Origin of the sequence: Delftia acidovorans SPH-1, assembly GCF_000018665.1 — a bacterium.
Classification (GTDB): Bacteria; Pseudomonadota; Gammaproteobacteria; order Burkholderiales; family Burkholderiaceae_C; genus Comamonas; species Comamonas acidovorans.
This window is the reverse complement of the sequence record NC_010002.1, coordinates 5,520,875-5,534,127: the sequence shown is the minus strand read 5'-3', so window position 1 is coordinate 5,534,127 and position 13,253 is coordinate 5,520,875. Positions and strand designations below refer to the sequence as shown.

Annotated in this window: 9 protein-coding genes; 5 read left to right on the top strand and 4 right to left on the bottom strand. The window is 65.1% G+C overall.

Annotated features, from left to right (window positions below; translation table 11 throughout):
- The first annotated feature begins 42 nt into the window (after positions 1-42).
- On the top strand, positions 43-855 hold the full coding sequence (locus DACI_RS25270) for a hypothetical protein (protein WP_225970997.1): 813 nt from the start codon (positions 43-45) through the stop codon (positions 853-855).
- Between the two features lie 15 nt (positions 856-870).
- On the opposite strand, the gene xth is transcribed toward DACI_RS25270, so the two are convergent.
- Positions 871-1,647 carry an exodeoxyribonuclease III gene (gene xth / locus DACI_RS25265; RefSeq protein WP_012206796.1) on the bottom strand — a complete coding sequence of 259 codons (777 nt, stop codon included), beginning with the start codon at positions 1,645-1,647 and terminating at the stop codon, positions 871-873.
- A gap of 305 nt (positions 1,648-1,952) precedes the next feature.
- On the opposite strand from xth, the gene DACI_RS32280 reads away from it, so the two are divergent.
- On the top strand, positions 1,953-3,035 hold the full coding sequence (locus tag DACI_RS32280; protein WP_157059704.1) for a fimbrial protein: 1,083 nt from the start codon (positions 1,953-1,955) through the stop codon (positions 3,033-3,035).
- Between the two features lie 100 nt (positions 3,036-3,135).
- The gene (locus tag DACI_RS25255) at positions 3,136-4,407 is read left to right on the top strand and encodes an amidohydrolase family protein (RefSeq protein WP_012206794.1); all 1,272 of its coding nucleotides are present in this window, start codon (positions 3,136-3,138) and stop codon (positions 4,405-4,407) included.
- Positions 4,408-4,475: 68 nt separating this feature from the next.
- On the opposite strand, the gene DACI_RS25250 is transcribed toward DACI_RS25255, so the two are convergent.
- Both DACI_RS25250 and DACI_RS25245 read right to left on the bottom strand, forming a co-directional pair.
- Positions 4,476-5,195 carry a Crp/Fnr family transcriptional regulator gene (locus tag DACI_RS25250; RefSeq protein ID WP_016451304.1) on the bottom strand — a complete coding sequence of 240 codons (720 nt, stop codon included), beginning with the start codon at positions 5,193-5,195 and terminating at the stop codon, positions 4,476-4,478.
- 51 nt (positions 5,196-5,246) lie between these two features.
- Positions 5,247-6,158: a LysR family transcriptional regulator gene (locus tag DACI_RS25245; RefSeq protein WP_012206792.1), complete on the bottom strand. Its 912-nt coding sequence runs from the start codon at positions 6,156-6,158 to the stop codon at positions 5,247-5,249.
- Positions 6,159-6,309: 151 nt separating this feature from the next.
- Between DACI_RS25245 and DACI_RS25240 the strand changes: the two genes are divergently transcribed.
- Positions 6,310-7,311: a Bug family tripartite tricarboxylate transporter substrate binding protein gene (locus tag DACI_RS25240; RefSeq protein ID WP_012206791.1), complete on the top strand. Its 1,002-nt coding sequence runs from the start codon at positions 6,310-6,312 to the stop codon at positions 7,309-7,311.
- Entirely contained in the window at positions 7,308-8,600 is a 1,293-nt protein-coding gene (locus DACI_RS25235) for a hypothetical protein (protein WP_012206790.1), read from the top strand. The genes DACI_RS25240 and DACI_RS25235 overlap by 4 nt, the downstream gene beginning before the upstream one ends.
- A 48-nt stretch (positions 8,601-8,648) precedes the next feature.
- Here DACI_RS25235 and DACI_RS25230 read toward each other — a convergent pair whose 3' ends face one another.
- A complete protein-coding gene (locus DACI_RS25230; RefSeq protein WP_012206789.1) occupies positions 8,649-13,247 on the bottom strand; it encodes an IPTL-CTERM sorting domain-containing protein in 4,599 nt (1,532 codons plus the stop codon).
- Between the last annotated feature and the right edge of the window lie 6 nt (positions 13,248-13,253).

Below are 13,253 nucleotides of genomic sequence, written 5' to 3'. Positions count from 1 at the left end.
ATGGAGTCCTCTTCGCTGGAACGGCCTACGTCCCGACCTATCGTGCCCACAGTCCTCTCCAACCTCTGGCAAAAAGCCAAGCCCGCTCGTCCGGGCCTGATGTACCCATCGACACCGCGCACGCTTGGCGAGCCGGTCGATGCGTACTGGCATGACCGCTACTTCCTGGAGCCTTACTTCGTTGCGGGGCGTGGTTACGACAAATACCGTCCCGCCTACGCACTGGGCTGGAAAGCGTCACTTGAACCCGAGTACGCGCAGCAGGATTTCGACGATGTCGAATTCGAGCTCGAAGAGCGCTGGGAGCAGGTTCGGGGCAGCAGCCTGCTGCGCTGGAGCCAGGTGCGCGAGGCCGTCGAGGCCTCATGGCTGCAGGCGCGCCAGCGCACGCCCACACAGCCAGTGGCCACCACGCTGGAATTGCAGAGCACGGCCCTGCTCAATGCCGTGCTGGCCCTGGGCCGCCAGGCCCATGCACGCCTGGGCGAATGCATGGATCCCATGCCCCAGGGGCTGATCGGACAGGTGCTGGCGCGGCACTTCAATGCCAGCCAGATCCTCGTCGAAGACCTGGAACGCGCCATCGGCTCCAGCGGCGGCGTGGTCCTGCCCGTGCGCGACAGCCGTGCCGCATTGCGTCGCAACGCCTTCTGGGACGGGCTGCTGGGCAGGGAAGAGGGCGCGGACTACGTGCTGGACCAGGCCGAGTCCTGCCAGCAGCAATGGCTGAGCGCCTATGAGGCTGCTGAGCAGTCCCGTCTGCCGGGGCCGCTCAGCGAAGTGCTGCATCGCCAGTCCCTGATGCTGCGCGGGCAGATCGAGGCCATCCACTGGCTGCGCCGGTACATGCTGTAGCCGGTTGGCTGGAATTCAGCCCAAGGTCACGACCACGGGCGCGTGATCGCTGGGCTGCGGGTTCTTGCGCGGCGCGCGATCCACGCTGCAGGCGCTGACGCTGGGGCGCAATGCCTCGCTGACCAGGATGTGGTCGATGCGCAGGCCCCGGTTCTTCTGGAAACCCAGCATCCGGTAGTCCCACCACGAATAGCTTTTCTCGGGCTGGTCGAACATGCGGAAGGCATCGGTCAGGCCCAGCTGCAGCAGCGCCTGGAAATGCGTGCGCTCTTCCACCGTGTGGTGGATCGTGTCCTTCAGGCCGATGGGATCGTAGGAGTCGCGGTCCTCGGGCGCCACGTTGAAGTCACCCACCAGCACCAGGCGCGGGTGGATCGCCATTTCGCTTTTCACCCAGTCCTGCAGCGCCTGCAGCCAGCGCATCTTGTAGGCGAACTTGTCGGTGCCCGGCGCCTGCCCATTGACGAAGTAGCCATTGATCAGGCGCACCGGGCCGCCTTCGGCATCGAGGGTGGCGGCAATGATGCGGGCCTGCTCGTCATCCAGGCCCGGAATATTGCGCACCACGTCGCGCACCGGCGTGCGCGTCAGCCAGGCCACGCCGTTGTAGGTCTTCTGTCCATGGCTGACCGCGTGGTAGCCGGCCTCCTGCAGCGCCTGCAGCGGAAACTTGTCGTCGGTGAGCTTGAGTTCCTGCAGCGCCAGCGCATCGACAGGGTTGGCCTGCAGCCAGGCCAGCACCTGCGGCAGGCGCACGGACAGGGAGTTGACGTTCCAGGTGGCGATTTGCATAAATAAATCCAATTAAATCAAATGGTTGCGTGATTTTTCGATGGTTGCTCTTGTGGTGGTTGCCAGCCTGTTCACCCGAAAAATCATGCCCTTGCCGTAGCAGTCAGCCCCTATTTTGATGCGCGATTGCGCTTGGGTGTTTTTCAGGCGATTCGGCAGCGCGGCTGTCAGCCCTGGCTTCGGCCAGCGTATCGGCATGCGGGGCCGTTGACGTGATGGGGCCTGCCTCGCCACGACCTTCATGGCTCCGGGCAGACCTTGAATCAGATTGATCTGATTTCATCTCGGATGAAAGATGTCTACGATTGAAAATTTACCAAGGAAATGCGGCCTTGGGATTTTTTCATTATCCGGGGGTATTCAAAATGCATATATTCGCAGGTGCTTTTTGCAGAATAAACAAGGCTGTCATGATATTTATTTTGGCAATGATGGCCACCTCCGCATGGTCCGCATGCGCAATTATAGATACAAGTGATGGGTCAGGCTATTACAAGTATGTGTTCAGCAATTTCAATCCTCCAGAATTCAATCCCAATGTAGCCAAGAACACGGTGATTTACTCAAAAACCGCTATAGCGGTACTGCGTAATGGGGTTGGCGATAGATTGATGCGTTGTAGTCCAGCGGTCACGGGCTATAGTTTGGGTAAATCTACACCAGTCAATAATATATACCCGACGACAGTCGAGGGTATTGGAATGAGGGTTTCGACTGTAAATGGTGCTGCGCCTGTAAGTACTTCGGAGCATTCCAATCACCCCGGATCTTTTGCATATCAATATGCCATTGTCACAGTTGAGTTGATCAAGACCGCAGATGGCGATATCACTGCAGGTGGCGTGCTGGACAGCGATTTCCTGTACGAACGCGCGACTGATGCATTTGGCCAGCTTCTCGCTCAATACAGCTTTTCCTCGCCCGTCGTCCTCCGGCCCAAGGTGCCCACCTGTACCCCACAGGCGCCGGAGCCCGTGCGCATGGCCCAGACTGTCACTCAAAAACTCACCTCAATCGGCTCAACCGGTGCTCCCCGCTCCTTCCTCATCTCGTTGTTGTGCAAGGGCGGCATCCCAGGTTCGTTGACCAACGCCTATGTCACCCTGACGGATGTGGCAAATCCTGGAAATATCGGCAATGCTCTGACCCTGTCGAAAACCTCGGTGGCAAAAGGTGTGGGTGTGCAGATCCGCAAGGATGACCAGATACTGGGCTTTGGCCCGGACTCCAATGCCGCCGGCAACAGGAATCAATGGTTTGCAGGGTCTGTTGCCTACGGGCAGGAGCGGTTGGATATCCCGCTGACGGCGCGCTATGTCAAGACCGGAGAGAACGTGACCATAGGCAGTGCCAATGCGGCGGCGACCTTCACCATCAGCTACCAGTAGTTCCCCCTGATCCCTTGCGCTTTCGGTCTGACCGCTGGCAGGCCATTCAGCGTGGTCAGGCAAGTCTGCGGGTGCGTGGCCATGCCCGCAGAATACGCAGATGCTTGATCTACTCGTCATTCACGCCACGCTGCCCGACGGCCGCCAGGACATGTCCATCGCCGTGCAGGGCGGGCGCATCGTCGAGGTCGCGGCCGGTCTTTCGGCGCCTGCCCACCAGGTGGTCGATGCACAGCACCAGCTGGTGTCGCCGCCCTTCGTCGATCCGCATTTCCACATGGATGCCACGCTGAGCCACGGCCTGCCGCGCGTCAACCGCAGCGGCACGCTGCTGGAGGGCATAGCGCTGTGGGGCGAGCTCAAGCCGCTGCTCACGGCCGAGGCGCTGATCTCTCGCGCGCTGGAGTATTGCGACTGGGCGGCGGCCAAGGGGCTGCAGGCCATCCGCAGCCATGTGGATACCAGCGATGCCCGCCTGCTGGCCGTCGATGCGTTGCTGGAGGTCAAGCGCCAGGTGGCTCCCTATATCGACCTGCAGCTGGTGGCGTTTCCGCAGGACGGCGTGCTGCGCTCGCCCGGCGGCGTCGCCAACCTGCGGCGGGCGCTGGACAAGGGCGTGGACGTGGTGGGCGGCATTCCCCACTTCGAGCGCACCATGGCCGAGGGTGCCGACAGCGTCAGGCTGCTGTGCGAGCTGGCGGCCGAGCGCGGCCTGCTGGTGGACATGCACTGCGACGAGTCCGACGACCCGCTGTCGCGCCACATCGAAACCCTGGCCTTCGAGGCGCAGCGCCTGGGCCTGCAGGGCCGCGTGACGGGCTCGCACTGCACCTCCATGCACAGCATGGACAACTACTACGTGAGCAAGCTGCTGCCGCTGATCGCCGAAAGCGGCGTGGCCGTGATTGCCAATCCGCTGATCAACATCACGCTGCAGGGCCGCCAGGACAGCTATCCCAAGCGCCGCGGCATGACGCGCGTGCCCGAGCTGCTGGCCGCAGGCGTCAACGTGGCCTTCGGCCATGACTGCGTGATGGACCCGTGGTACGGCATGGGCTCGGGCGACATGCTGGAGGTCGCCCACATGGGCCTGCATGTGGCGCAGATGACCAGCCAGGACGGCATGCGCGACTGCTTCGACGCCGTGACCACGCGCGCGGCGCGTGTGATGCACCTGGACGGCTATGGCATCGAGGCCGGCTGCGATGCCAGCTTCGTGCTGCTGCAGGCGCGCGATGCGGCCGAGGCGATACGGCTGCGCGCCACGCGCCTGAAGGTGTTCCGCAAGGGCCGGTTGCTGGCCGAGGCGCCTGCTGCAACGGCTGCGCTGCATCTGCCGGGCCGCCCGGCAAGAATCGACTGGCGGCGCTGAACCGGCGCTGAACCGGCGCTGAACCGGCGCTGAACCGGCGCTGAACCGCCGGCGCGCTGGCGCCGGCCTCAGGCGCCGGCCAGGCTGGCCTCGCGCACGATGGTCTGCAGGGCCACCAGGTCCCTCACCACCAGACCCTGGGCTTCCACGCGAATGCAGGCGTCGCGCTCCATGCGCTTGAGCTCCTGGTTCACGCGCTGGCGCGAGGCGCCCAGCAACTGGGCCAGCTCCTCCTGCACCAGTTGCAGGCCTATGCGCAGCTCGCGCGGGTCGTCCAGCACCTGTGTGCCGTAGCTGCGCGACAGGTGCAGCAACTGCTTGGCCAGGCGTGCGCGCAGCGGCAGGGTGTTGAGGTCTTCCACCAGCCCGTAGGTCTGGCGTATGCGGTGGGCCTGCAGGCGCAGCAGGGCGTCGTAGAACTCCACGTGCGTGGCCAGGATGGCGTGAAAGCTCTCCTTGTCCACGCACAGCAGCGTGGTGTCGCCGTGGGCATAGGCATCGCGCGTGCGAGGCTCGTCAAGAAAGGTGGACATGGCACCGAACCAGGCGCCCGGCTCCACATAGGCCAGCGTGGTCTGCCGACCCGACAGGCTGGTCGAGCTCATGCGCACGGCGCCCTGCGCACAGGCATACCACCTGTGCGGCACATCGCCGCGTGCATAGATCAGTGCCCCGTCCTTGAGCCGCCGGACCGTGGTCTGGCGCAGGATGTCATGGCGCAGCGAGGGCGAAAGGCTGCAGAACCACTGGCCGGAATTGATGGCCTCGCGCTCGGCGGGGGTGAGCATGGGCTCGTGGGTACTCGTTTGCAAACCGCTTGTCTCCAATCGGCCGCAATTTTAGGGCGTGCGGGCCTGCGGATAGGCGTGCAATTGCTCGCGCAGCAACTGCACGAAGCAGTCAGCCCTTTCGGTGGGCGCGTATTGGGGCGGCAGGGCCAGCACCACCTCCACCGCACAGGCTGGAAGCAGTGGCAGCACACGCAGGTCGCGTGCGAACACCGAGGCCACGTAGGGGTTGACCACGCCCAGCCCCAGCCCCTGTGCGGCCAGGCTGCAGATGGTGGAGGAGTAGGTGGTCTCCATGGTGGAACCGGCTTCTATGCCCTGCTCCTGCATGGTGCTGCGCAGTTGCAGGTAGATGTCGTCATCGGCGTTGAGGGTCAGCAGCAGCTGGCCCTGCAGGTCACGCACATGCAGCCGCGTGCGCGTGGCCAGCGCATGGTCCGGGTGCATGACGCAGACGGCGCGGCTGCGGTGCAGCACGGTGGCGTCCAGCTCGGGCGTGCTCAGCGCCATGGTGCTGACCACCAGGTCGAAGTGGCCATGCAGCAGGCCCTCGCGCAAGGGCGTGGAGCCCAGGGTCTGCAGGCTGATGTGGGTGCCCGGGTAGCGCTGCGCGAAGCTGCGCACCACGGCCGGGATCACGCTCAGGCCCAGGGCCGGCGTGCAGCCTATGCGCAGCGTGCCGGCGCCGGACTGGCGCAGTGCGGCCAGGTCGCGCTCTATGCGCTCGCGCCCCAGGAAATGCTGCTGCACGGTGGCGAACAGTTCCACGGCCTCGGCCGTGGGGCGCAGCCGGCCCTTGTGCATGTCGAACAGCTTGAGCCCTGCGGCCGCCTGCATCTGGGCCAGCAGCCGGCTGACCGAAGGCTGCGTGGTGTGCAGCAGCCGCGCGGCGGCCGTGGTGGTGCCGGTCTGCATGACGGCACGGAAGGCCTCGATCTCTCGGGAGCTCAGGGGTCTGGACATGGCGATTCGTTCCTGCTCGGGGTGGCTGGCAATGTATATCTTTTCTGTATAGAGGCCACGGAAAAATGCATTTTTCCAAAGATGCCCGGCTTTCTACACTGGCCCCATTGCATCGTTTGCCCAGGCGCAGCAGCGCCATCGAAAGGATTCCATGATCAAGACAAGCGCAGGCCGCAAAGCCGCCATGCTCGCTGCGGCCATCTCCGCCTCGGTGGCAGGCACGGCGCCCGTCGCCGCCATCGCGCAGGATGGCTTTCCCCAGCCAGGGCGCCAGTTGCGCATCATCGTGCCGTTCACTGCAGGCGGCAGCTCTGACGTGCAGGCACGCATGCTGGCCGACCGCCTGAGCCGGCTCTGGGGCCAGCCGGTGGTGGTGGAAAACAAACCTGGCGCGGGCGGTCATCTGGGAGGCCGATATGTGGCCGATCAGCCGGCCGACGGCTACACGCTGATGGTGGGCTCCATCGGCCTGCATGCCGCCTATGGCGTATACGGCAAGCTGGCCTATGACCCCGCAAGGGATCTGCGCGTGGTGACCGTGCTGGCCGAGATGCCGCATGTGGTGGTGGCCACGCCCGGCCTTGCCGCCAGCAACCTGGCCGAGCTGACGGCGCTGGCCAAAAAGGCGCCTGGCACGGTCAACTTCGGCTCGGCCGGCGTGGGCTCGTCCGTGCACATGATGGGCGAGCTGTACAAGCTGCAGGCGGGCGCGCCCATCGTGCACGTGCCTTATCGCGGCAGCTCGGCCGCGCTCAACGACCTGCTGGGCGGCCAGATCCAGCTCATGTTCGAGAACCCGCCCACGGTGCTGTCGCACATACGCGGCGGCAAGCTCAAGGCGTTGGCCGTCACGGGCAGCCAGCGACTGCCGGCCCTGCCGGACGTGCCCACGGCGGCCGAGTCCGGGCTCAAGGACTACGTGGCCACCTCCTGGACCACGGTGGCCGTCTCCTCCAAGGTGCCCGAGGCCATCGTCAAAAAGCTCAACGACGACATCCGAAAGGTCGTGGCCACGCCCGAGTTCCGCAAGGGCCTGCAAGAGCAGGGCATGAGCGCCGTCGCCAACAGCCTGCCTGAGGCGCAATCCTTCGTTGCCCGCGAAAAGCAGCGTTGGGACCGCGTGATCGCCGAAGGCCACATCTCCGCCCAATGAAACGCTCCATGACTTCGAACACCCCCGCATCCTTCGTCCCCTGCCGCCGTCTGGGCGATGGCCGCCAGCACCACTTCTTCGGCTACTACAACAAGTCCAGCTGGGACCGCAGCAATCGCCTGGTGCTGGCGCAGCAAACGCCGTGGATGGACCAGTACCTCACGCCCCAGGCGCGGGCGTCCATCGGCTACTTCGATACCGAAAACGGCGACTGCTTCCACGCCGTGGGCGAGACCGGCGCCTGGAACTGGCAGATGGGCAGCCAGCTGCAGTGGCTGGACGGGCTGGCGGGCCGGCAACTGATCCACAACGACAGGACGGCAGATTCCGGGGGGCGCTATCCGGGGTTCGGCTCCGTGGTCATCGATGTGGACAGCGGCGAGCGGCGCACCCTGCCCATGCCCGTCTATGTGGTGGCGCCCAGCAGCGCCTGGGCGCTGTGCGTGGACTACCGTCGCCTTTACATCACGCACGAAACCATCGGCTACAGCGAAGAGGGTGGTCCCTTCGCCTTGCCCCTGGCGCCCGAGGAAGACGGCATCTGGCGCATGGAGGTCGCGACGGGCGAGGCAAGGCTGCTGGCCAGCTATGCGCGGCTCAAGGCCTTTCATCACCGTACATCGATGGACAAGGCCATCCACTGGGTCAGCCATATCGAGGTCAACCCGTCGTCATCGCGCATCCTGTTCCTGCACCGCTGGACCGAACGCGTCAAGGACGAAACCTGCTTTCTGCACCGCCTGATCACCATGGCGCCCGACGGCTCCGACATGCGCCTGCTCGAATGCTCGGACCATCCGCTGCCTCAGCTGGCCGGCGACTTCGACCCGATGGCCGTGGGCACGTTCGACTACGAAAAGTCCGAATACCAGATCTCGCATCCGCTATGGCAGGACGACAGCCACATCATTGTGTGGGGCCCGCATGCCGGGGCGATCCACTATCACCTCTATGACGATGTGGAGGGCGGTGACGTGCAGGTGGTGGGTGCAGGCGTGCTGGTGGAGAACGGCCACATGAGCTTCTCGCCCGTGGACACGCGCTGGCTGCTCAGTGATACCTACCCCGGCGACCGCACGCACGAGCGCTTCCTGTTCCTGTACGACATGCACACGGGCGAGCGCCACGACCTGGGCAGCTTCTACGCCTCGCCCGATCTCAGCAAGGAAAACCGCTGCGACCTGCACCCGCGCTGGAGCCGTGACGGGCGCCAGGTCTGCATCGACTCCGTGCACGAGCACCAGCGGCAGATGTATGTGCTGGATGTGTCGGGGATCGTGGAGGCTTGACTCGGGTAGCCGGGGGCGCGTGAGCAGCCCCCGGCTACAGCGTACGACTCAGCGCGGCTTGCGCATTCGCGTGCGGCGTCCGGCCAGGACTGCGACGCCCAGCATCAGCGCTGCCAGCATCCACTGACCCCATTGCGAAAGCGTGGGAATGGCCGCGGGGCTGCCGCCGGCAGCGGCGGCCACCACGGCCACGCCGCCCGGGTCACTGATGAAGGCGTTCACATCCAGGTCGTCATCGCCGTTCCTGCCGTCTTCAATCGTCAGCGTCACGCTGTTGTCGCTGGAGTTGAACTGCGCGCCGGTGAAGTGATACCAGTGCGGCGTTGCGTTGTCGGACGTGGGGCCGTACTTCCAGTACTGTGCATTGCGGGGCAGATTGTTCGGGAACGTGAGCTTGATGCTCACCGTGGATCCCGGCGCACCGTTGTGGACAGCGAAATCGAACAGGCCCAGCGGGAACTGAAGATTGGCAGGCGGTGCATCGGCAGGTGACCTGATGTGCCCCTGCAGCGGGATGAAGCCCGCAGTCTGCGCCGGGCCTGTTCCCATGGGTGTGAAGACCCATGGGCTTCCCGCAGCAATCTCTGCTGAGACCGTCGTTCCGCCCACGGTACCGGTGATGGTGCTCAGAGAGTGGGGGGGCAGGGTGATCGTGAAGGTCTGGTTCACGGGCGTTGCCGCGGCGTACTCGGCATCGCCGGCCTGGCTGGCCTGCAATGTGCATTCGCCCGTACGCATCAGGCGCAGCGAGGTGCCCGTGACCACGCAGGTCTGAGGGGTGAGGCTGCTGAAGCTGATGGGCAGGTTGGAGTTGGTGCCGGCGGCGTTGGCCAGAGACAGGGCCTCGGGGCTCAGATAGCGCAGGGACGAGAAATCGAAGGTGATGTTCTGGATCGCCTTGCCGACTGCAATCTGTACCGAGCCGGTGGCCTGTGCATGGTTGGCATCGGCCGCCTTGGTCGCCGTCACCGTGCAGCTGCCTACGGCCGTGCCGGTGACGGTGTTGCCGAACAGCGTGCAGTTGCCAGCGCCTGCCGTCAGCGCCAGCGTGAGCGCACCGCTGCCGCTGCCGCCAGTGACGGTGACCGTGCTGGAGTCGCCTTTGGGAATGCTGGCGGGTGATGCCACCACGGACAGGGCCACCTGGCTTGCCTGTGACACCGTCACCGAAGTGCTGGCCGTGGCCTCTTCATGGTCGGCATCCGCTGCCTTGGTGGCCGTGACCGTACAGGTTCCGACAGCCAGGCCGGTGAGCGTGGAGCCCGCGATGCTGCAGGGGCCCGCGACGCTCAAGCCGATGGCGCCGGTGCCCGAGCCGCCCGTGGTGCTCAGTTGCGAAATGCCGCCAAAGCTGATGGCTGCAGGACTGGCCTGCACCGACAGTGCTGTCTGTCCAGCCTTGGCCACGATGACGGTGGTGCTGGCGCTGATGGCCTGGTGGTTGATGTCGCCAGCCTTGGTGGCCGTGATGGTGCAACTGCCGGCGCCAATGGCACTCAACTGGTTGCCCGTCACCGCGCAGAACTGGGCACCACCCGTCACGGCGTAGGTGACGGCGCCGCTGCCCGAACCCCCAGTGGTCGCCAGGGTTGCCGTGGCGCCGAAGGTCAGGGTTGAAGGCGTGGACTGCACGCTCAGGGTGACCTGGGCTGCAGGGGTCACGGTCACCACGGTGGTGGCCAGCGTGTCCTGGTAGTTGGCATCGCCCAGCTTGGTGGCAGTCACTGTGCAGGAGCCCGTGCCTTCCGCAGTGAGCGTGTTGCCGTTGACGGAGCAAAAGGCGGCTCCATCCGTGATGGAAAAGCCCACGGCGCCTGCCCCTGCGCCGCCACTGGTTGACAGCGCGGCCGTGCTGAAGGCCGCCAGCGTGCTGGGCGTTGCCATCGCCGTCAGAGCAGGCTGCTGGGCCTTGATCACCGAGATGTCCACGGTGGTCGTGGCGGCCAGGTAGCTGGCGTCTCCCGCCTTGGTCGCAGTCACGGTGCAATCGCCCACGGCCGTGGCTGTGACCGTGTTGCCTGTCAGGGCGCAATAGGCCGCGCCTGCGGTTACGGCGTAGCTGATGGCGCCTGCGCCAGAGCCGCCGGTGGTGCTCAGCGTGGTGGTGCTGGCATAGGGCAGGGTCTGGAGTGCTGCACTTGCCGTCAGTGCAGCCTGCGGGCTCTTGTCATTGGTCAGCGAGAACGAGGTGCTGGCCGCCCCTGCCTGCGCCGTTACGGTATAGCTGCCGGCGAACAGGTTGGCCGTGGCACTCAGCGATGCGATGCCCTGGGCGTTGGTCGTGACCGAGGTTCTTGTGGCAAAGGTGGTGGATGGCCCCGATGCGGCAGGCGCATTGAAGTCCACCATGATGCCGGCAAGCGGCTGGTCGTCGATGTCGGTGACCTTGACCGACAACGGCGTGGCAAAAGGCTGCTGGATGCGGGTGGACTGTTGAGAGCCAGTGAGCACCGCCATGGCCGCAGGTGGGCCGAAAGGATCGATGCGAAATACCAGACCATTCGAAAGGCTCTCGTTTGCGCTGAGGGCGCTGTTCGCAGGGTTGGTCAGGCCGTTGGTGCCCGATGTGGTGGTGGCGCCGCCCACGGAAAGAAGGGTCCTGCCCTGCACATTGGTTGCGGCCAGGCTGCGCATGGCCTCGTTTTCCGAGGTGCCCAGGAACCCGGCATAGTCCCAGCCGTTCGGATTGTTGGTTGCGACGCTGACCAGGAAGCCGTCCTGCTTGCCACCTGGCGTGGTGGACAGGCCGCTTTGAGCCTTGACGGGAAAGCCTGCGCCATTGTTGGTGCTGCCCGTGGCGAACCAGTTCCGGCCGTCGCTGGCCAGCCCTTCCACGCTGTCGTAGCCATTGCCACCCAGGTAGGTGGCGTCCAGCACCTGGTCTCCTGTTGCATTCAGGCGCAGCACAAAGCCGTCCATGCCGGTGCTGCGCGCGATCTGCGGCCCGAGGCCCTGGCGCCGTCCGCTGTTGTCGGCGGGAAAGTAGTCGGACCCGGTCTCCCCGCCCACGAGCAGTGAGCCGTCATACATCAGGTTCAGGGCCAGTGCACGGTCCGCACCGTCCCCCGAGCCTGTCAGCAGCGTGAAGTAGTCGAAGGCGCTGCCGTCGGCCCGGATCTTGGCGACGAAGCCGTCTGATCCATCGATGGCGCGCGAATTGATTTGTGTCCTGAAGCCCGTTGCGCCCGGCAGTCCCGAGACAGAGTCGGTAGCGCCAGCCACATAGGCCGCGCCGGTGCTGTCCACGGCAATGGCATATCCGATGTCGGCGCCACCGTCGCCGCCGATGTATCCGGCGTACTCCAGCCCGCTGCCTGAAGCGTCGATGCGGGCCACGAAGGCATCCCGCATTTCTGACTGCGCAGGGCCGGAGCCGTGGTTGAGCTGCGGCCCGTTCACGGCAGGAAAGCCTTTGCCTTCCGTGAATCCGGTCACGTAGGCCCTGCCGCTGTTGTCCAGAGCCAGGGCATTGGCCTGATCGTCACCCGTTCCACCAATCAGGCCCGAATACAGAATGCCGGCACCGTCTGGTGTCAGGCGCATGACGAAGGCATCCCTATCCGTCGTGCTCTTGCTGCGCCGAAAGCGTTGGTTGGCATCTGTGCCAAGCAGGGGGAAGCCGGTGGATTCCGTGCTGCCCGCCAGGTGGATGCGGTTTTGTATGTCCACGGCCAGGCCGTTGCAGGCGTCGTCTTCCGATCCGCCCACATAAGTGACGCTCATGGGGACACCCTTGGGATCGAATCTGACGACGAAGGCATCCTCGCCACCTTTGCTGCTGCCCGCGTTGGGCAGGTCGGACGATTGCGTCACGCCACAGGCGTAGGTGTTGCCGTCGCTGTCTCGCGCCACGGCGTTGACCTGGTCGGCCGAGTTGCCTCCGACCAGGCCCGAGTAGCCGGTCCACGCCGGATCGATGACCAGTGGCAGGCCTTTGTCATGGCTGCCCAGCTCAAAGCCCACGCGCCAGGTGGTGGCGTCCACCTGCTCCAGCCGGTAGCGGGCGGGCACGTCCACGCGGCCATTGCCCCGGGGTTGGTAGACCAGCGGTGCATCGTCGGTGAAAAGGTCGTTGCCTATGCTCCACTGCAGCGCTCCCGTGGGCAGGATGCGTGCATCCGTCGCACCTTCCACGCGCAGCCAGACCTGTGCGGCATCGGCACCAGGAGCCAGTTCAAACTGGTACTTGAGGCCACCGGGCTCACCCTGGAAGACAGCATCGATGCCGGGCCAGACACTGCGGTAGCCCAAGGCGCCGAAGCTGCGCAGGCCCGTGCGCCATTGCGCGGCTTCGCCGACCAGCCAGTGATAGAGAGTGGGCGAAGGGTGCAGGCCCTGCGGGGCCGACATCGATGCGTTCTCGAAGCTGTAGCGCAGGCGCGAATCCGGGCGCAGGCTCAGGCTCCGGGCCACGCCGGATGCGGCCACCGACCGGCCTTGCACGCCGTTGGTCTGGCCGGGCAGGTCGATGCTCATGCCTTGCGCATCGAAACTGATGCGCTTGCCTGCGGCCATGGCGCGAAAGCCGGCACCGGGTATCTCTATGAAGCGGTTGTCCCTGCCGGAGAATTCGCGTTGGACCAGGGGATCGGCCTGGACCCCCGTGGTCAGGGCCAACATGGTCAAGGCCGCAATGGAGCTGCGCATAGGTGT